The organism is Scleromatobacter humisilvae (assembly GCF_023231945.1).
Taxonomy (GTDB): domain Bacteria; phylum Pseudomonadota; class Gammaproteobacteria; order Burkholderiales; family Burkholderiaceae_C; genus Scleromatobacter; species Scleromatobacter humisilvae.
The window spans coordinates 122849-142441 of the sequence record NZ_JAJLJH010000007.1 but is presented as its reverse complement, the minus strand read 5'-3'; the positions used below and the strand labels follow the sequence as shown (position 1 = coordinate 142441).

Here is a 19593-nt window from a genome sequence, read left to right as displayed (position 1 = left end):
TTTGCCTCGTTGCTTACTTCGAGCCGTCGCCGTGCCTGGCGGCGGCCGCGGCGGCGGTCGGCGCCGGGATGGCTTCGGCGCGCGCGCCCGTGCCCGGGATCGGCGTGTTGAGGTACGGAAAGCCCGGCAGGAAGGGTTGCGCGGCCTGGTCGACGGTGTCGTTGAGGTTGAACACCGTCGAGCCGAGCGGGACCGCCGACGGGTTGCAGGCGCTGCCGAAGTGGTACGTGTCGCCGGTGCCGTTGGCCACGCACAGTCCGCCCATCGCCGCGACCAGCGTGATGTCGACGACGTCGTCCTTCGGGCGGCGGCCGTTCGGGTAGCCCGCGTTGTCGCTGCCGCCGGCCAGGATGTTGCCGACGATGCCCAGGCGGTTCTGCGACGCGAACGGCACGGCCGCGATGGCCGTGTTCAGGCGCAGCATCTCCGACGGCGTGACCGTGGCGAGCTGGTTGACGCCCTGGATGCCGGTCAGGAAGGTCGTGACCAGGTCGTTGCGCGGGATGTTGGTCGGCGAGATGCCCGGCGCGCCGAGGTAGCTCTCGAGCAGCTTCGGATAGGACGGGTTGGTGACGTAGTTCAGGAAGTACGCGTCGCCGCTCGGCTTCGAGCTGTTCCAGGCATCCTTGTCCTTCAAGCCGACGATCAGCTCGTTGACGAGCGGCATGCCCAGGCGCGACACCTGCGTCCACGCGCCGCCGTTGCGGTCGGTCGTCTGGTAGCCGGCCTTCGGGTTCGGGTCGAGCACGCGCGTCTGGCGCAGCGAGGCCGTCGTCCAGCCGCCGATCACCGGCGCCGCGGTCGTCGCGCCGAGGCAGGTCGCGGGGATCTCGAGCTCGAGGGCCGTGACGTTCTTGTAGTACAGCGAGCCGCGCGGGGTCGCGTTGTAGTCGGCGGCGTTGGTCAGCACCGCGACGGGCGCGTCGACCATGTCGAAGATCACGCCGAGGTTGACCGCGAACGGATCCTGGCGCGCGCCGACGAAGACCTTGCCGTTCGTCGCGCAGCCCGGGATCGCGATGTTGTAGACGTGCGCCGCGGCGTAGGCCGCGTAGTCGGCGATCGTCTTCTCGCCGATGTTGTCGACCGGCTTGTCGAAGGTCGTCGCGTTGGTGTCCGCGTTCTTGATCGCGGCGACGGTGCCGGTGCGGCGGTCGCCGGTGACCATCGTCAGCGTGTAGGTCTCGTTGACCTGCAGGTGCGGGTCGTGCGGGACGCTGACCGCGCCGTTCTGCAGCGGCGCCTGGTCGACGGCGGTGCCGCCGACGGTCTGGTTCAGCGCGGTGAAGTTGTTCTGGAAGCGGAACTGGAACGTCAGGTGTTCCTTGGCGTCGCCGACGTTGTCGATGTGGATCTCGTACAGCGCGTTCGCGTCCATCGCGTGGTAGTTCGGGCCGTCGAAGCCGTCCTGCATCGGCTGGTAGTTCGCCACCAGCGTGACGAAGCCGCTGCGGCCCGTCTCGTAGCTGTTGAACATGTAGAAGTCGGACGCGTCGACCTTGGGCGACGTCGAGATGAACGGCGCCTCGCGGTGGCTCGACGCGAACGCGCTGCCGGCGATGGCGAGCAGGGCGGCGGCCACGATGGGCGTGGCGCGCGGCAGATGGGGGCTAACAGATCGCATGTCGTCTCTCCTGGTGCTTGTGATGAAGACCGTGTTGCTGAGCACCGTGGTCGAGTCGGCGGATGCGATCTCGAAAGCGCGTGCTGGCAGGAGTCGTTACGTGGCGCGAAATGCTTCCGGATGCAGACGCGTCGTTAACCGTTCGACGGGCGCTGGCATGCATCCGTTTGCGCGGCGCCGACGTAGCGTGCGGGTTCGCGCGGTCGCGCAGGAAGGCCATGGGCCGAGCGCGGTGGCGGTGCGATGTGGGGCCAGCCGGGCGGCATGACGCCGGGCAGGACGGGCGCGCTGGCCTGGGCCGGCGCCGTGAAGGGCACGTGTTCGCTGAAGGTCACCGTCGTGGTGACCGACGCAGCCGGGTCAGGACGCCAGGATTGCGGCGCCCAGCGCCTCGGCCACTTCGATGCCGTCGACGCCGGCCGACATGATGCCGCCGGCGTAGCCCGCGCCTTCGCCGGCCGGGTACAGGCCGCGCACGTTGAGGCTCTGGTAGTCCTTGCCGCGCGGGATGCGCAGCGGCGACGACGTGCGCGTCTCGACGCCGGTGAGCACCGCGTCGGGCAGCGAGAAGCCCTTGATCTGGCGCTCGAAGGCCGGCAGCGCTTCCCGGATCGCATCCAGCGCGTATTCGGGCAGGCTGCCGCGGCCCTTTTCCTGCAGGTCGGTCAGGTGCACGCCGGGCTTGTACGAGGGCTGCACGTCGCCGAAGGCGCTCGAGCGCTGGCGCTTGACGAAGTCGCCCACCAGCGCGCCGGGCGCCAGGTAGCCGCCGCCGCCCAGCTCGTAGGCGCGCGATTCCCAGAAGCGCTGGAACGCGATGCCGTCCAGCGGGTTGACGATGCCGTCGCGCTTGCCGTCCTGGCGATAGTCCTGCGGGTCGATGCCCACGACGATGCCGGCGTTGGCGTTGCGCTCGTTTCGCGAGTACTGGCTCATGCCGTTGGTGACGACGCGGTTCTCTTCCGACGTCGCGGCGACGACGGTGCCGCCCGGGCACATGCAGAAGCTGTAGACCGAGCGGCCGTTGCTCGCGTGGTGCACCAGCTTGTAGTCGGCCGCGCCCAGGATCTCGTTGCCTGCGTTGGGGCCGAAGCGCGCGCGGTCGATCAGGCCCTGCGGGTGCTCGATGCGGTAGCCGATCGAGAAGGGCTTGGCGTCCATGCGCACGCCGCGCTCGTGCAGCATCGCGAAGGTGTCGCGCGCGCTGTGGCCGAGCGCAAGCACGACGTGGTCGCTGCGCAGTTGCTCGCCGGACGCGAGCGTCAGGCCGCGGACCTGCTTCTGGTCGCCCTTGCCGTCGATGAGCACGTCGACGACGCGTTGCTCGAAGCGGATCTCGCCGCCGAGGGCCACGATGTCCGCCCGCATCTTCTCCACCATGCTGACCAGGCGGAAGGTGCCGATGTGCGGCTTGGCGACGTAGAGGATTTCGTCGGGCGCGCCGGCCTTGACGAACTCCGCCAGCACCTTGCGCGTGAGGTGGCGCGGGTCGCTGATCTGGCTCCACAGCTTGCCGTCCGAGAAGGTGCCGGCGCCGCCCTCGCCGAACTGCACGTTCGACTCCGGATCGAGCTTGCCCTGGCGCCACAGGCCCCAGGTGTCCTTGGTGCGTTCGCGCACGGGCTTGCCGCGTTCGAGCACGATGGGACGCAGGCCCATCTGCGCGAGGATCAGCGCCGCGAAGATGCCGCAGGGCCCGAAGCCGACGACGACCGGGCGCTGGCGCGCGCTCGCGCCTTCGAAGAAGCCGTCGGCGGCACGGCCGACGAACTTGTAGTTGGTGTCCGGCGTCGCGCGCACGTGTGCGTCGCCCGCGAAGCGCGCGAGCACGGCCGATTCGTCGACCGCGAGTTCGCAGTCGACGGTGTAGATCAGCACGATGGCCGTCTTCTTGCGCGCGTCGTAGCTGCGCTTGAAGATGCTGAACGACGCCAGCTCCGCATCACGCAGGCCCAGGCGCGCGAGGATCGCCGGATGCAAGGCGTCCTCGCGATGATCGAGCGGCAGGCGCAGTTCAGTGATGCGAAGCATGGTGCGGCGGAACGAACAAAGGAGCCCGAAGGCTCCTGGTCACGCCGGTGCGGCGAAGTGGGGCGGGCACGCGCGCAGGGCGCGAATGCCGAATGGCAGCCGGCACGAAGCCGGCGACCGATCAGCCTTGGCGGGCGCGCTTGCCCGGATTCTTCTTGCTGCGGGTGTGGGCGCCGCGCTCGAGGCTGCGCTTCTGGCCCTTGCCGGTGGTGGCGGTCACGCCGATCGGCAGCGCCGGACGCGGGGTGGCCTTGCGGTCGGCTTCGGTAACGATCTTGTTGCCCATGATTGGATCCGGTCTTTAAAGCTGTGAGGGGTCGAACCCGGCATTCTCCCACAAACCCGCGAAATGACCAACTCCGGCCTTGGAGCGCCCGCCAAATACGTCCGTTTCCAGGGCGCCGGCGACGCGCTCGTCCTCTGGCTGCGCCGTTCGTCGCGAGCGCTTTGTAAAGATCGATTACCTTGTCACCGTCAACGGCCCGGCCGCGCATGCCGTTCTAGTGGCAAGCTCGCGCTTCAGCGCCCGTTCAGGTGGCTGCAGCAGTTGATCCTCACTCCCGAGCCGACACAGGAAGACAAATCATGAAGAAGATCCACATCGCCGTTGCCGCCCTGGTGGCCATCGCCGCCGGCGCCGCCCAGGCCCAGGTTTCCGTGGGCGTCGGCCTCAACATCAACGTGCCGGGCGTCTACGGCCGCGTCGACATCGGCGCCCCGGGCCCGGCCTTCGTGCCGCCCCCGGTGGTCTACGAGCAGCCCGTGGTGATCGCGCCGTCGGCGTACGCCGTCCAGCAGCGCCCGATCTACCTGTACGTGCCCGAGGCCTACCAGCGCGACTGGCGCCATCACTGCGGTGCCTACGGCGCCTGCGGCCAGCCGGTGTACTTCGTCAAGGAGCAATGGGTGCACGACCGCTACGTGCAGCACTACCCCCACGACCACCGCTTCGACCACTGGGATCGCGAGCACGGCGGCTGGGAGCGTGGCCATGAGCATGACTACGACCGCCACATGGAGCGCCATGAGGAGCGCCGCGACGAGCGTCATGACGACCGCCACGACGACCGCCACGACGACCGCCACGACGACCGTCATGACGATCGCCACGACGACCACGGCCACGACCACGATCGTCGCTGATCCGGCTTCCGGCTGAAACGAAGACGGCGCCTCGCGGGGCGCCGTCGTCGTTTTCGGCGCGGGCTCAGCGCGCCAGCGCAGGCGTCGTGCGGAAGCGCGTCTCGCCGCGTTCGGACACGGTCATCGTGGCCGAGCCCATCGACCGCGGCGCGCCGCGCTCGCCGACGGGCAGGCGATGCGCCAGCGCGGTGCCGGGCCGGCGCAGGGCCTGCACCGCGTCCCACGTGGCCGGCCGCGCCCAGGCGGCCGCGGCGAGTTGCATGTCCCACAGCCCGACGCCGCCGCCCAGCGCGCGCACCTCGCGCAGGTGGTCGACGACGCCCGGGCCGAAGCCGCCCGAGCCCCAGCCGTCGACCCAGGTGGGCATGCCCAGAACGATCTGGTCGCGCCGGTAGCCGGCCTTGATGCCGTAATCGAGCTGCCAGCTGTAGCGGAACAACGCGGCGCCGTTCTCGCAGACCGGTCGCCCCTCGGGCGTGAAGGTCGCCTTGCTGCCTTCGTACAGGTCCGCGTAGCCCATGCTGTGGATGGTGGCGACGTCGCCCACCCAGTCGCTCCACCAGCGCATGTTGGGCGCGTTGTCGCACGGGCTGTGGAAGCTGTCGACGGTCAGCAGCTTGCCCTTGGCCCTGAGCGCCGCGGACAGCTGGTGCACGAAGGCCGCGTAGGCGGCGCGGTCGGCGGCGAGGTCGCCTTCGCCTTCGAGGTCGAGGTCGACGCCATCGAGCTCCCACTTGTCGACAGCCGCGACGAGCGCCGCGGTGAATTCCTCGGGATGCTCCGCGAACGCGCGATGCGCCCACTGCCAGTCCCAGCGGTTGATCACCTGCGAGTTGTTGTAGACCGTCAGCAGCGGCTGCACGCCGTGGCTGCGCGCCCAGTGCGTGAGCTGGTGCACGCTGGCGGCGTTGACCGGCTTGCCGGTGGCGTCGACCGGCGCGAGGACGACGCTGCGGCCGTCCGCGCTCGGATTCCAGAACTGCAGGCCGATGCGCGTCATCGCCTGGCCGATGGCGGGCGTCGCGGTGATCGCCTTGATCGAGGCGTCGATGCCGTAGGCCGGCACCCATCCCATCACCTGGGTTGCGGGCGCTCCGCCGGGTTGAGCATGCACGCTGGCCGCGGCCAGACTGGTGACGATCGCCGGACCAAGAGCGTTCCGGACGAAGGAGACGAACATCGACGTTCCCATTGTTTTGATTGCACCAACGCGGGGCGCAGCGTATCAGATGTAAGACCCCAGCAAGAATCGGGCTCAGTTATAAGGGTTTTCCATTCAGGGTTCTCCAGCGAAGTGTTGCGCAACGCGGCGTTCGCGGCACAAGTCACGCAAATACCCGAACAAAACCGCGGGCACGCGGCGTTCGACGAAGATGCTGCAATGCACAAACAAGATCGCCGACGATGTCCGCACCGCGCCTGAATCTCGCGCTGCAAGGCGGCGGCGCGCACGGCGCCTTCACCTGGGGCGTGCTCGATGCGTTGCTGGAGGACGGCCGCTTCGCCTTCGACGGCCTCAGCGGCACCAGCGCCGGCGCGATGAACGCCGTGGTGATGGCGCAAGGCTGGATGGACGGCGGCCGCGACGGCGCGCGAGCCGCGCTGCGCCGGTTCTGGACGGCGCTCGGCGACACGATGCCGCCCGGTGTCACGCGCCAGGACGTCGACGGTGGCGTGCACCTGACGCCGATGGTCAAGATGTGGATGGCCTGGGCGCACTACGTCACGCCGGCGCAGTTCAATCCGCTGGACGTCAATCCGCTGCGCACGCTGCTGGCCGAGCAGGTCGACTTCGAGCGCCTGCGCCGCGGCTGCCCGTTCCGCCTGTTCGTCGCCGCGACGCACGCCGATTCGGGGCGCCTGCGGATGTTCGATGCCCGCGAGCTGAGCATCGACGCGCTGCTGGCCTCGGGCTGCCTGCCCACCGTGTTCCACGCGCCGCGCATCGACGGCCAGACCTACTGGGACGGCGGCTACGCCGGCAATCCCGCCGTGTTCCCGTTGCTGCGCGGCGGCCGCGCGGCCGACACGCTGCTGGTGCTGCTGTCGCCGCTCGAATGGCCGCCGGCGCAGCCCACCGACACCGCGCGCGCGCTGCATGCGCGCGTCGCCGAGATCGCGTTCACCGCGGCCTTCCGGCGCGAGATGCAGGCCCTCGCGCACGAGCGCGCGGAACGCGTGCCGCGCGTGCATCGTGCCTGGCACCGCTGGCTGCCGCGGACCCTGGGCGGCGATCCGCCCGAGCACCGCTTCCACCTGGTCGAGGCGGGGCCGGCGCTCGAAAACCTGGCCGGCGAGACGCGGCTGGCCGTCAGCGCCAAGTTCTTCGAGACGCTGCACCTGCTCGGGCGCGAGGCCGCGACCCGCTGGCTCGCGCGCCATGCCGACGCCGTGGGCCGGCGCGACAGCGTCGACCTCGCGGCGAAGTTCGGCTGACGCGAGGCTAGCGGCGCAGCGCGGTGAACGCGTCGAGCGCTTCGCTGAGCAGGTTGCCCTGCGGCACCGCGCCGGCCGGCGTCACCGAGTCCACCGCGTGCGGCAGCAGGCCGGCGAGCTGGTTGGTGACGTCCGCGGGCGACAGGCCCAGCTTGGCGGCGACGGCCGCGATGTGCGGCTCGCCGAGCACCGACTGCACCTGGTCCGGCGTGATCGCCAGGTTCTCGCCATTGCCGATCCACGACGCGACGACATGGCCGAGGCCCTGCTGCTCGAACTGGTTGACGAGCCCCTGCATGCCGCCGCCCTGCGTCATCAGCTGGGACACGACGTCCATCAGCCCCGGATGCACCTGCCCGCCCGGGACGCTGCCTTCCAGCGCGCCCGAGACCTGTCCGACGATTGAATCCAGCAATCCCATGGCGCTCTCCTGTGTCGTGTGTGGGGCGTCCTGCGTGGACGTTGCCGACGAATGTAGTCCCGACGGGCCGGTTGCGTGTGACTTTTCGTCGCACCCCGTCCATCAACCCGGCAAACCGGCGAAACGTTGGCGCAGGCGTTGTCCAGTAGAAACTTCCACGCGTGGTTTTCCACATCGATCTGAGGGGTCGTGCAGGCGCTTTTTCACTGGAACTTTGAAGCGACCCGCGCTCCAATGGAGGCACGGCATCGACGATGTCGCGGATCGCTTTTGCCGCAAGGCCTGCCACATGACCGCCCTGAAGAAACTGTTCAAGCGCCTGCGCGCCAACTCCCGAGTCCCCGTCGCCGTGCTCTCGGTGATCCTGGTCGCCGTCGGCTTCACGCTGCTGGCGCAGGAGGCGGCGCGCGAGACCGATGCGCGCAAGAGCCCCGAGATGCTGCAGTTCGAGAAGGAGCCCGACGCCTGGCTATCGAACCAGCGCAACGTGTCCGAGCTCATCAAGTCGGTCGACGCCGGCCAGGTCGCCACCGTCGCGCTGGCCAACGGCCATCCCGGCCTGGTGCTCTACACGCTCAAGAACGGCGCGAAGGCCAGCGTCGCGGTGCCGGGCTGCACCGTGCTTGGCTGCGCCGGTACCGCGCTGGACAAGCTCGCCGAACGCGGCGCCGCGCAGGGCTTCGCGCTGGTGGGCGTGGACGTCGACCCGCGCACCAAGAGCCAGCACCTGCTGGACCTGCTGGGCACCATCGTCTCGCCGCTGATCATCATCGCCACCATGGGCATCGGCTTCTTCGTGCTGATGCGCCTGCAGACCGGCGCGGGCGGCTCGGCGTCGACGCTGTCGGAGCGACCCGAGATCAAGTTCGACGACGCCATCGGCAACGACGAGGCCAAGGCCGCGCTCAACCGCGTCAAGGCCTTCATGACCGACCCGTCGTCGTATGTGAAGCTGGGCGCCGCGGCGCCGCGCGGCGTGCTGCTCGTGGGCCCGCCGGGCACCGGCAAGACGCTGCTCGCCAAGGCGCTGGCCGGCGAGAGCAAGGCCAACTTCATCGCCGTCGACGGCTCGTACTTCACCGCCACGTTCTACGGCGCGGGCGTCGCCAAGGTCAAGGCGCTGTTCAAGCTGGCGCGCAAGAACGCGCCCTGCGTGCTGTTCATCGACGAGGTCGACGGCATCGGCAAGCGCTCGCGCGGCAACGAGGGCGGCGGCGCCGAGTCCGAGATGAACCGCATCATCAACCGCGTGCTGGTGGAGATGGACGGCTTCGAGGCGATGGACAACGTCGTCGTCGTCGCCGCCACCAACCACGAGAACAACATCGACGAGGCGATGCGCCGCCCCGGCCGCTTCGACATGCTGGTGCGCCTGGCCAAGCCCACGCTGCCCGAGCGCGCGAAGCTGTTCGACCTCTACCTGAACAAGGTGACCTCCGACGGCTCGGCCGACACCGCCGCGCTCGCGCGCATGACGCCCGGACTGACCCCGGCCGACATCGCCAACATCGTCAACAAGGCCGCCTCCAGCGCCGCCGAGAAGGGCGCCGCGACGGTCACCTCCGATCACGTGCTGCGCGCCATCGAGACGCAGCTGCTGGGCGGCGAGATCTCGCCGGTCAAGGACCTGCTGACCGAAGGCACGCGCGTGCGCCTCGCCTACCACGAGGCCGGCCACGCGATGATTGGCCACTGGACCGGCGCGGGCCTGGTCGAGCGCGTCACCATCGAGCCGCGCGGCCAGGCGCTGGGCGTCACCTACATGACGCGCGACACCGAGGATCCGCTCTACAAGCAGAACGAGCTGGTGAGCCGGCTCGCGATGATGCTGGGCGGCCGCGAGGCCGAGCTGCTGGTGCTCGACAGCGTTTCCAGCGGCGCCTCCGACGACCTGAAGCGCGCGTCCGAGCTGGCCATCGAGATGGTGGGCTCGCTCGGCTTCTCGGAGACCTTCGGCCTGCTCAGCGTCGGCGGCATCCCGAAGGAACTGCTCGGGCCGGACATCCAGGCCGCCGTGCTGCGCGAGGCGCGCGTGCTGCTCGAACAGGCGCAGGCGACGTGCCGCACGCTGCTGACGGCGCAGCGCGCCCGCCTCGACGCGATGGCGCAGGCGCTGCTCACCTGCGAGGTGCTGCAGGGCGCCGAGCTCAAGGAGATGCTGGGCGAGGTCGGCCGCGTGCCGCTGCCCGAGCTCGCACCCATCGGCCGCGACCAGGCCCTGGCGCTGGCGTTCACTCGACGCGTTTGATCGCCGGCTTCGGCGCCGGCTTCGCATTGCTGCGAACCGGCGGCCGCACCCACGCGGGCGGCGCCATCGTGCGCTTGACGCCGCACGCCCAGTGCTTGACGACCAGCGTGATGAAGCGGCCGTCGTAGTCGGCGCGGCAGTAGTCGGTGTCGTCCGGCAGCTTGCGCGCCACGCTGGCCGTGGTGTTGCCGTACGAGCAGGTCATCCAGTAGCCGCCGGCGCGGTGCGGCAGGTCCCAGCTGTCGTGCAGGCCGGCCTGGCCCTTGTATTCCTGCGTCGGCACGATGAGCGTGCTGTCGGCGGGCGGCCCGGGGTAGAACGCCACGCGCACGAACGGATAGCTGGCCTGCTGGTTCAGCGGCGTCCAGCCGGCGATCGCGTCCGACACCGTCTGCTTGACCGCCAGCTGCGCGGGGCAGGCGTCCGCCAGCGGCGCCACGGCGGCCGCCGAAGCGGCCGACGCAGCGGGCGCAGCCGATGTCGCGGCGCGGGGCGGCGCGGGCGTCGCGGCCAGGGCGACGAGGCTGGCCGTCGCCATGGCGGCCAGCGCGATCGAGGAGCGGACGGCGGCTTGTCTCATGCGGGACGGCGGCGAGGCGCCGCGAGAGTGCGACCCCGCAGTCTATTTCACGATCGGCATGGGCCGGCGCCGTTGCGTCGGGGTCGTCGTCACGCAGGGGCGCTACCATTGCCTCTCGGCGACCGGCCGCGCTGCGCGCGAAGCCGGGTCGCCGCATTCCAGGGCTTGCAGCCTCCGGCCGATGAAACTCGACGACGACGACTATCCCCCCGAGAAGCTCGCGGCGCTGCGCACCGTGCGCAAGCTCGTCGAATTCTGGAACATCAGCCCGCAGGAACTGCGCGGCCCGCTGCCGCCGGCCCCGCCGGCGCCGGCGCCCGGCGCGCTGCCGATCCGCTATCGCCATCCGGTCAGCGGCGAGACCTGGGACGGCCAGGGCGAACACCCGGCCTGGCTGCGCGACGCCTTGCTGAAGCAGGGCTATACCGTCGACGAACTCAAGCGCGCCGTGACGCAGCCGGCGGGCGACGACGCGGCCTGATCAGACCACCGGCGGCTCGCCGTTGGCCAGCACCGCGGCCGCCACGAGCGCGGCCAGCAGCACCCCGGCCTCGACGCGCAGAACGTGCGCGAAGCGCGGCCACGACGCGGGCAGCGCCGGCATCACCGCGAATCGATTGAAGGCGCCGAGCGCCGCGGCGATTGCGACGAGCGCGAGCTTCACGTCGAGCGCGAAGCCCCAGGACGACCCGCTCGCCGGCGCCAGCGCGGCGGCCGAGCCGTCGAGGCCGTGCCAGGCGATGGCGACGCCAGTGGCCGCGACGCCCGCGAGCGCCGCGGTGGCCGTCGACGACAGGCCCCGGGCGTGGCGAACCACGTCGATCGCGTCGGGCCGCCCGCGCAGCACCACCAGCGCCGCGGCGAAGACGCTGCCGGCCCACAGGCCGGTGGCCAGCAGGTGCACCGTCGTCGCCGGCACGAGCCAGCCGATGCCGTTGGCGCCGGCGTGCCCCGCGCTCGCATGCGCCACGGCCACGACGACCAGCACCAGCGCCAGCGTGCGCAACGGCATCGCCCGCAAGCGACACGCGCTTGTCAACGCGAGGCTGGCCGCCAGTCCGACCGTGGCGACGGCCCAGGCGCGGCCGAAGCCGGTGCCGGCTACGATGCCGCCGATGTCCATCAGGGCCGCCAGCGGCGGCGACTCGGCCATCGAGATCGCCTCGACCCACATCCAGGCCAGGCTGGCCGCCAGGGCCACCGTGCCGCCCGCGGCGAACAGCGTGCGGCAACGCCACGAGCAGCGCGTGGCCCAGGCCGACGACGCGTCGCGCAGCAGCGCGGGCGTCGCCAGCGCACCGGCCATCGCGGCGAAGCCGATGTCGAAAAGCGCGCTCGCGGCCGTGCGCAGCGCGGCGAGCGTCGCGTCATCCATGCGCGGCGCCTATCTGGAGATCGTGAACGAGAAGTCGCCGTGCGTCTTGTGGCCGTCGCTGCCCACGGCCGTCCACACGGTGCGGTAGGTGCCGGGCTTGAGCACCGGCACCGCCGCGATGATCGCGTTCGGGTTGGTCTTGTCCGCGGCGGGGCGATCGGCATCGAAGTTCTTGCCGTCGCCGCTGCGCAGCTTGATGCGGCAGTAGCGCGCCTCGACGTGCTCGTTGAACGTGATGTGGATCTCCGACGGCGAGGCCGTCAGCACCTGGCCCTTGGCGGGAAACGAGTCGACCATCGTGGCGTGCGCGGAGGCGAGCGGGCTGAGCGTGGCGGCGAGGGTCGCGAGCGCGAGGCGCAGCGGGGTGTTCATGAAGGCTCCTGGAAGCAGTCGTTGTCGATCCGGCATCAGTGTTCCATGGGCATGCCGCCCATGTCCGGCTTCTTCGCATGCACCTCGACATCATTCACGGGATTGTGGGCGGCATGCGACGCGGCAGGCGGCGGTTCGCCCGTCCACTCGTAGGCCGACGTGCCCGGCGGATGCTGGAACCAGCCCGGGTCGCGGTAGTCGCCGGCCGGCTGGTCGCGCCGCACCTTGACGACGCTGAACATGCCGCCCATCTCGAGCGACCCGAACGGGCCGTCGCCGCCCATCATCGGCGCGGTGTTGGGCGGACGCGGCATCATCGCCATGCCGGACATGTCGCCCATGCCGTTGCCGCCCATGGCCATGTAGCCGGGCACCAGCGCGCGGATGCGGTCGACGACGTCGCGCTGGTCGACGCCGATCATGTTGGGCAGGTCGTGGCCCATCGCGTTCATCGTGTGGTGCGCCTTGTGGCAGTGCAACGACCAGTCGCCCTCGGCATCGGCGACGAACTCCATCTGCCGCATCTGGCCGACCGCGATGTCCACCGTCACCTCGGGCCAGCGCGAGGCCGGCGGCGTCGGGCCGCCGTCGGTGCCGGTGACCTGCATCTCGTGGCCATGCAGGTGGATCGGGTGGTTGGTCATCGAGAGATTGCCCACGCGGATGCGCACGCGCTCGTGCTGGCGCGCGACCAGCGGCGCGATGCCCGGGAAGATGCGGCTGTTCCACGACCACAGGTTGAAGTCGGTCATCGTCGACGTCTTGGGCACGCTGGCGCCGGGCGTGACGTCGTACGAGTTGAGCAGGAAGACGTAGTCGCGATCGACTTGCGCGATGGCCGGATGCGGCGAGGAATCGTGAAGACGGGGATGCGTCACCCAGAAGCCCATCATGCCCATGGCCATCTGCACCATCTCGTCGGCATGCGGGTGGTACATGAACGTGCCGGGCCGGCGCGCGACGAACTCGTAGACGAAGGTTTTGCCCGGCTCGATGGCGGCCTGCGTGAGGCCGGTGACCCCGTCCATGCCATTGGGCAGGCGCTGGCCGTGCCAGTGCATGCCGGTGCGCTCGGGCAGCCGGTTCGTGACGAACAGGCGCACCTTGTCGCCTTCGACGACCTCGATCGTCGGCCCCGGCGACTGGCCGTTGTAGCCCCACAGGTGCGCGGTGAAGCCGGGCGCCATCTCGCGCACGACGGGCTCGGCGACGAGGTGGAATTCCTTCACGCCGCCGTTCATGCGCCAGGGCAGCGTCCAGCCGTTGAGCGTGACGACCGGGTTGTAGTGCGGTCCGCTGGCCGGCGCGAGCGGCGGGGCGGTGTCGGCGGAGTCGTGCGACGCGAGCTCGGGCAGGCCGGCGAGCGCGGCGCGCGAGACGGCGGTGGCGGCCAGCGTGACGCCGGCGGAGCGCAGCAGGAAGCCGCGGCGGTTGGCGGCAGTCATCGCGCCTCCGCGATGTCGATGGGGGTGTCGGACAGGCCCAGCGCCGCGGCCTGGAACGCGGCGTCGGCCAGCCAGAAGTCGCGCTGCGCGGCGATCGCCTGCTGCACGACGCGGGCCTGCTCGCGCGCGTCGGCGAGCAGGTCGAAGGTGCTCGCGAGCATGCCGTTGTAGCGCAGCAGGTTCTCGCCGACGATGGTGGCTTGCAGCGGCACGAGGCGGTCGCGGAACTGCAGCGCGAGCGCGTGGGCGTCGCGCCGCTCGGCGTCGGCCGCGCGCAGTTGCGAGGCCGCGGCGACGGCGAGCGCCGACGCGCGCGCGAGCGCCGCGTCGTAGCGTGCGTTCGCGGCGGCGCGGCCCGCGTCGCCGGTGTCGAACAGCGGCAGCGGCACCGACAGCGTGAGGCCGTGCTCGCGCGGCAGGCCGGTCCGCTCGCGGCGCTCGGCGCCGACGTCCAGGCCGTTGACCGTGCCGGCGACGCGGGCCAGGCCTTGCGCATGGGCGAGTTCGTCGAGACGCGCTCGCGCGAGGCGCAGGTCGAGGCGGCCATTGAGCGCCGCTTGATCCGCCGCGTCGCCGGACGGCAGCGCCGCCGGCAGATCCGGCAGGTGCTCGGGCAGCCTGAGCGCGGCGGCCTCGTTCGAATCCAGCCCCAGCGCGCGCACGAGCGTCTCGCGCGCGCCGCGTTGCGCGCGCCGGGCCTGCGCGAGATCGACCAGCGCGCTCCCGAGGAAGGCCTCTTCGCGGGCGCGTTGCAGCGCGCTGAAGTTGCCCGCCGACTCCATTCGGCGCGCGAGCTCGCCCGCGGCCTGCGCGGTGTCGCCCACCTGTTCGGCGTAGCGCATGGCCTCGTCCGCGGCGACGGCGTCGACCCAGGCCCGGCGCGCCGCGTCGGCCGCGCGCAGCACGTCGACGGCCAGCTGCAGCCGCAGGCGCCGCTGCGCATCGTCGGCCCGGGCGGCGCGCGCCGGCAGCAGCAGCACGTCGAGCAAGGACACGCTCAGCGCGCGCGTCAGCTCGATCTGGTTCGGCGAGCCGCCGCTGGCAAGGCGCTCGAACGCGAACACCGGGTTGGGCAGCCGCGCCGACTGCGTGGCGTCGGCCGATGCCGCGGCGCGGTCGAACAGCAGCGCCTGCAGCGCGGGGCTGTGCGACAGCGCGATGCGCACGGCGGCGTCTTCGGACAGCGGCCGGGTCAACGCGTGGGCGACGTCGTCGCGGGCCTGGGCTTGTGCGGCGTCGGTCGTGAGCCACGCGAAGTCGGGGCCGCCGCGGGCGGTCACTTCGGCATGTGCTGCGGCGATGTTGTCGTCGATCTTCGTCGCGGCACAGCCGGCGAGCGCGAGCGCGGCGGTGGCCAGCGCCACGCGGGCAATGGGTCTTGTCGATGTCATGGGATCCTCGTCCTGGAAGCGGCCCGCGCGCGAAGGCGCGGGCGCTCGCGTCACGCGCGGGCGCGCGACGCGGTCGCGTCGGTCAGGCGAGGAAGAATCGGGGCGGCCGCTCGGTGCCGCCGGTGAGGAACAGCGGCGAGGCGGCGTCGGCCGCGTCGCGATGGACGACGGCCCAGCGCGTGGCGACGGGCGCGACCGCGAGCATCGCCTGCTGCGTGACGATCGGCCCGCAGCACGCGCCGCAGCCGGCCTTGTCGATGGCGTGGGCGTGGCACGGCATGTCGGCCGCGTCCATCGTCGTGCCATCGGGCATCGTCATCGTGTGCGGCGCGTTTGCGTGGCCCGGCATGGCGGCCGCCGCCGCCGCGCCCTGGATGGGCAGCGCCAGCGCGATCAGCCAGAGCGTCAACAGCCGCAGGAAACGTCGCATGGCGCCAGTCTATCAATGCGCCGCGTGGGCACCGTGGGCGTGGTCGATCAACGCCGCGTCCCACGCGTGCACCGTGGTCGACTGCTCGCCCAGCCCCGTGATGCCCAGCCGCATCGTGTCGCCCGGCTTGAGGAAGCGGCCGCGGCCCATGCCGACGCCCGCCGGCGTGCCGGTGGCGATGAGGTCGCCCGGCTCCAGCGTCATGAAGCGGCTGACGTAGCTCACCAGCTGCGCGACGCCGAACACCATGTCGGATGTCCTGCCGTCCTGCATGCGCTCGCCACCGACCTCGAGCCACAGCCCCAGCTTCTGCGGGTCGGGCACCTCGTCGGCCGTGACCAGCCACGGGCCGACCGGGCCGAAGGTGTCGCAGCACTTGCCCTTGTCCCAGGTGCCGCCGCGCTCCAGCTGGAAGGCGCGCTCGGAGACGTCGTTGACGACGCAGTAGCCCGCCACGTGCGACAGCGCGTCGGCCTCCGACACGTAGCGCGCGCGGGTGCCGATCACGACGCCCAGCTCGACCTCCCAGTCGCCCTTGACGGAATCCCGCGGCAGCACGACCGGGTCGTTCGGCCCGGTCAGGGCGTTGGCCGTCTTCATGAACAGGATGGGCTCCGTGGGCAGCGCCATCTTCGCTTCGGCCGCATGATCCTTGTAGTTGAGGCCGACGCAGACGAACTTGGACATGCCATGCCAGGGCACGGACAGCCGCGTGCCCGGCGCGATGACGGGCAGCGTGTCGATCTCGATCGAGCGCAGGCGATCCAGCCGCGACGGCGCGAGATCGGCGGCGCAGATGTCGCCGATCTGCGCGCTCAGGTCCCGCAGCGCGCCGTCGGGGTCGACCAGTCCGGGCCGTTCGTGGCCCCGCGGGCCGTAGCGAAACAGTTTCATGCGAGTCCTTTGGAGCTTGCGACGATGATGCCATCGCAAGCTTTGCCCGCAGGCCTCGCGGTCTTGTCCATCAGCTCAGCAGCGCCGACAGCCTGTCCGGATGGATGTGCAGTCCGACCAGCCCCGCCACGCCCATCAGCACGCCGAATCCGGCCGGCACCAGGCTCAGCAGGTACAGCCACAGCAGCTGCGTCAGCGACGAGACGGCCAGCATCGAGATCGCGATCGCCAGCAGCGCGTCCGACAGGTCGAACTGGTCGTCGCGGTAGTTCAGCGCGTCGTAGTTCTTCTGGTCGGCGTTGGCCTGCGCCATCACGTCCTGCTTCTTCTGCGCCTGATCCTTGGCCATCGCGTCGTACTTCGCGATGGCCTGCGCATAGCCCTCCTGCGCCGCGGTGGGCGCCGAGGGTTGCTGCAGCCGCAGCTGCGTGGCCTGGGCCTCGGCGACTTCCTGACGCAGGTTGCGAGCCTGGTAGTAGCCCCAGTGGTCGATCTTGTCGGCCTGGGCCTGCTGCATCGCCTGGCAGATGTTGTCGTCCTTGATCTTGCAGATGCCCATGAACGTGGCCAGCAGGGCGACGGTGATCGCGACCGCGGCGTTCAGGCGGGCGCGCTTCCTGTGCTCCGCCGGCGGCGTGGGGTCGTCGTCGCCGAAGCCGGAGGGCTCGGCGACCATTTCGAGGGGATCGAGGTCCATGGGCGGTGCGCGTGGGGCGGGAACCAAAGCGGCGATTTGACACCAAGCCCGGCCGTCGTGGCGGCGGGCGCGCCACATCGGCCCATTTCGGGCCGTTTCGCGCGGCTGAGCCAGGAATCGCGGGAAATCGGGCTCTTTTCCGCGCTTGGCCGGCGGAACTGGGAATCAAGATATCCCGACTCGACGTGCCCGTCCGCGCACGCTCGTCCATCACGCCGAAAGTCCGCCCCATGCATTCTCCGCAGACCCCGCCCGTCAGCCTCGTCAACCGCCTCGCCGTCACCGGCGTCGTGGCCGTCCTCGTCAGCGCGGGCGTGCTCGGCACGGTCGCGACGCTGCTCGCGCGCCAGTCGCTGCAGGCGCAGGCGCAGGAGAAGCTGGCCGTCGTCGGCGACGCCGCCTCGATGCGCATCGGCGAATGGGTGGCCGCCAATCTGCGCACCGGCGCCAGCGTGACCGCGGCGGCCGCACCCGATGCAATCACCAAGGCGATGGGCGAGGCCACGCACGCGGGCTTCGCCAAGAAGCGTCGCTTCCCGGCCGCGACGCCGGCGACGCGTGGCGCCGACGTCATCAGCCTCGCGATGAAGACACCCACCCGCGCCGGCCCCGCCAAGGACGATCCCAAGCCCGACGCCGCCGCCGCCGCGGCGATGGCCGCGATGGCTGCCCTGACCCACGCGGCGCCCGCGCCGGCACCGGCGCCCGCCGCCGCGCCTGCCCCGGCCGCCAACGGGGGCGCCGCCGCTGCGGCCGCCGCCGCGATGGCCGCCATCAACAAGAAGCCGGCCGCGCCGGCACCCGCCAAGGTCGAGGCCGTTGCGAAGGCCGCGCCCACGCCGACGCCCGCACCCGCGCCCGCCGCCGAAGCCGCCCCGGCGCCGTCCGACGCGGCCTCCGCGCCGGCGCCCGCGGCCGACGACCAGGCCCTGCGCACCGCGCTCGCGCAAGCGCTGGCCAGCGGTGGCTTCCGCACCGTCTACATGGGCTACGACGCCGACAAGCGCTTCGTGCAGGTGCCGCAGCAGAAGATGCCCGATGGCTACGATCCGACCAGCCGTCCCTGGTACAAGGCCGCGGCCGCGAGCGGCAAGCCCGTCGTCACGGAGCCCTATCGCAACGCGTCGTCCAACGAGATGACCGTCACCTTCGCGATCCCCGTCAATGTCGACGGCAAGCTGCTGGGCGTGATCGGCGCCAACAAGCCGCTGGACGAAGTCGCCAGGATGGTCAACGCCGTCAAGCCCAGCGAGAACTCGTACACGTTCGTGCTCGACAAGCAGGGCCGCGTGCTGATCCACCCCAACGCCGATCTTTCGCTGAAGACGCTGGGCGAGGCCCAGCCGGGCATGGCGGCGGTGGCATCCGCGCCCGACAACGCGATCGTCGAGGCCAACGACGGCACGCGCGACATGCTGGTGCGCGCCGAGGCGATCCCCGGCACCGACTGGCGCCTCGCCGTCGCGTACGACAAGTCGGCCGCGATGGCGGGCCTCGGCACGCTGATGACGTCGATCGGCGGCGCGGCGCTGTTGATCGTGATCGTGGCCGGCCTGATCTTCACGACCGTGCTGCGCAGCTGGTTCGAGCCGCTGCGCAAGGTGCGCAACGCGATGGTCAGCGTGGCCAGCGGCAGCGGCGACCTGACCACGCGCATCGCGGTTGCCCACAACGACGAGGTCGGCCAGATCGCCCGCGCGTTCAACGACTTCACCGAGTCGCTGCGCGGCATCATCCAGGAGGTCAAGCAGGCCAGCTCGGAAGTCAAGACGGCCGCGCAGGAGATCGCCACCGGCAATGCCGACCTGTCGTCGCGCACCGAGAGCCAGGCCAGCTCGATCCAGCAATCGGCCAGCTCGATCCAGCAGCTGCATTCGTCGACGATGGCCAACGCCGAATCGGCGCGCGAGGCCAACCGCATCGCCCAGGAGGCGGCCGCGCTGGCCGCCGAGGGCGGCAACAAGGTGCACGAGGTCATCGAGACCATGGGCGGCATCACGGCCTCGAGCAAGCGCATCGGCGAGATCATCGGCGTGATCGACTCGATTGCGTTCCAGACCAACATCCTCGCGCTGAACGCGGCGGTCGAGGCCGCCCGCGCGGGCGAGCAGGGCCGCGGCTTCGCGGTGGTGGCGAGCGAGGTACGCACGCTGGCGCAGCGCAGCAGCGAGGCCGCGCGCGACATCCGCCAGCTGATCCAGAAGTCCACCGAGGACGTCGAGACCGGCGCCCACCGCGTCGACGACGCCGGCCGCACGATCTCGCAGGTCGTCGAGTCGGTGCGCTCGGTGAGCTCGCTGATGGCGCGCATCGTCGAGGCCACGCAACAGCAGACCGGCGGCATCGGCGAGGTCAACAACGCCGTCAACCAGATCGACCAGATGACGTCGCAGAACGCGGCGCTGGTGGAAGAGGCCTCGGCGGCGGCGACGTCGCTGAGCGACCAGTCGTCGCGGCTGGTCGAGGCGGTCGGTCGGTTCCGCACCTCGAACTGATTCACGCGGCG

General features: G+C 71.0%; 17 protein-coding genes and 1 pseudogene. 5 read left to right on the top strand and 13 right to left on the bottom strand.

The window, feature by feature from the left end; all coding sequences use genetic code 11:
• Positions 1-13: 13 nt before the first annotated feature.
• The 3 genes from LPC04_RS20720 to LPC04_RS20710 all read right to left on the bottom strand — a co-directional run bounded on the left by LPC04_RS20720 (position 14) and on the right by LPC04_RS20710 (position 3941).
• A complete protein-coding gene (locus tag LPC04_RS20720; protein WP_275684186.1) occupies positions 14-1624 on the bottom strand; it encodes a DUF4331 domain-containing protein in 1611 nt (536 codons plus the stop codon).
• Positions 1625-1984: 360 nt separating this feature from the next.
• A complete protein-coding gene (locus LPC04_RS20715; RefSeq protein ID WP_275684185.1) occupies positions 1985-3655 on the bottom strand; it encodes an NAD(P)/FAD-dependent oxidoreductase in 1671 nt (556 codons plus the stop codon).
• 121 nt (positions 3656-3776) lie between these two features.
• On the bottom strand, positions 3777-3941 hold the full coding sequence (locus LPC04_RS20710; RefSeq protein WP_275684184.1) for a hypothetical protein: 165 nt from the start codon (positions 3939-3941) through the stop codon (positions 3777-3779).
• A gap of 299 nt (positions 3942-4240) precedes the next feature.
• On the opposite strand from LPC04_RS20710, the gene LPC04_RS20705 reads away from it, so the two are divergent.
• Complete coding sequence (locus tag LPC04_RS20705; protein WP_275684183.1) at positions 4241-4798, top strand: hypothetical protein; 558 nt, start codon at positions 4241-4243, stop codon at positions 4796-4798.
• 64 nt (positions 4799-4862) lie between these two features.
• Here the strand turns inward: LPC04_RS20705 and LPC04_RS20700 are convergent, their stop codons facing one another.
• A complete protein-coding gene (locus LPC04_RS20700; RefSeq protein ID WP_275684182.1) occupies positions 4863-5978 on the bottom strand; it encodes a glycosyl hydrolase family 18 protein in 1116 nt (371 codons plus the stop codon).
• 224 nt (positions 5979-6202) lie between these two features.
• Between LPC04_RS20700 and LPC04_RS20695 the strand changes: the two genes are divergently transcribed.
• On the top strand, positions 6203-7234 hold the full coding sequence (locus LPC04_RS20695; protein WP_275684181.1) for a patatin-like phospholipase family protein: 1032 nt from the start codon (positions 6203-6205) through the stop codon (positions 7232-7234).
• A 7-nt stretch (positions 7235-7241) separates the two neighbouring features.
• Here the strand turns inward: LPC04_RS20695 and LPC04_RS20690 are convergent.
• Positions 7242-7679 (bottom strand): annotated as a pseudogene (locus tag LPC04_RS20690) (YidB family protein); the annotation flags it as partial.
• Positions 7680-7944: 265 nt separating this feature from the next.
• On the opposite strand from LPC04_RS20690, the gene LPC04_RS20685 reads away from it, so the two are divergent.
• The gene (locus LPC04_RS20685) at positions 7945-9903 is read left to right on the top strand and encodes an AAA family ATPase (protein WP_275684179.1); all 1959 of its coding nucleotides are present in this window, start codon (positions 7945-7947) and stop codon (positions 9901-9903) included.
• On the opposite strand, the gene LPC04_RS20680 is transcribed toward LPC04_RS20685, so the two are convergent.
• A complete protein-coding gene (locus LPC04_RS20680; protein ID WP_275684178.1) occupies positions 9887-10483 on the bottom strand; it encodes an STY0301 family protein in 597 nt (198 codons plus the stop codon). The genes LPC04_RS20685 and LPC04_RS20680 overlap by 17 nt on opposite strands.
• 181 nt (positions 10484-10664) lie before the next feature.
• On the opposite strand from LPC04_RS20680, the gene LPC04_RS20675 reads away from it, so the two are divergent.
• Positions 10665-10964, top strand: coding sequence for an H-NS family nucleoid-associated regulatory protein (locus LPC04_RS20675; RefSeq protein WP_275684177.1), 300 nt, complete (start codon positions 10665-10667; stop codon positions 10962-10964).
• Here the strand turns inward: LPC04_RS20675 and LPC04_RS20670 are convergent, their stop codons facing one another.
• The 7 genes from LPC04_RS20670 to LPC04_RS20640 form a co-directional block, all read right to left on the bottom strand.
• Positions 10965-11858, bottom strand: coding sequence for a CopD family protein (locus tag LPC04_RS20670; RefSeq protein ID WP_275684176.1), 894 nt, complete (start codon positions 11856-11858; stop codon positions 10965-10967). It abuts the gene before it with no gap.
• Positions 11859-11867: 9 nt separating this feature from the next.
• Positions 11868-12230 (bottom strand): copper resistance CopC family protein, encoded by a 363-nt coding sequence (locus LPC04_RS20665; protein ID WP_275684175.1) that lies wholly within the window; start codon positions 12228-12230, stop codon positions 11868-11870.
• 35 nt (positions 12231-12265) lie between these two features.
• The gene (locus tag LPC04_RS20660; protein WP_275684174.1) at positions 12266-13675 is read right to left on the bottom strand and encodes a multicopper oxidase family protein; all 1410 of its coding nucleotides are present in this window, start codon (positions 13673-13675) and stop codon (positions 12266-12268) included.
• Positions 13672-15066: a TolC family protein gene (locus LPC04_RS20655; RefSeq protein WP_275684173.1), complete on the bottom strand. Its 1395-nt coding sequence runs from the start codon at positions 15064-15066 to the stop codon at positions 13672-13674. Before LPC04_RS20655 ends, LPC04_RS20660 begins: the two co-directional genes overlap by 4 nt.
• Before the next feature lie 82 nt (positions 15067-15148).
• Positions 15149-15496 carry a hypothetical protein gene (locus LPC04_RS20650; RefSeq protein ID WP_275684172.1) on the bottom strand — a complete coding sequence of 116 codons (348 nt, stop codon included), beginning with the start codon at positions 15494-15496 and terminating at the stop codon, positions 15149-15151.
• Between the two features lie 12 nt (positions 15497-15508).
• Positions 15509-16390, bottom strand: coding sequence for a fumarylacetoacetate hydrolase family protein (locus tag LPC04_RS20645; protein ID WP_275684171.1), 882 nt, complete (start codon positions 16388-16390; stop codon positions 15509-15511).
• A 70-nt stretch (positions 16391-16460) separates the two neighbouring features.
• Positions 16461-17087, bottom strand: coding sequence for a DUF4337 domain-containing protein (locus tag LPC04_RS20640; protein ID WP_275684170.1), 627 nt, complete (start codon positions 17085-17087; stop codon positions 16461-16463).
• A 230-nt stretch (positions 17088-17317) separates the two neighbouring features.
• Here LPC04_RS20640 and LPC04_RS20635 point away from each other — a divergent pair, with 230 nt between their 5' ends.
• Positions 17318-19582 (top strand): methyl-accepting chemotaxis protein, encoded by a 2265-nt coding sequence (locus tag LPC04_RS20635; RefSeq protein WP_275684169.1) that lies wholly within the window; start codon positions 17318-17320, stop codon positions 19580-19582.
• Positions 19583-19593: the final 11 nt, after the last annotated feature.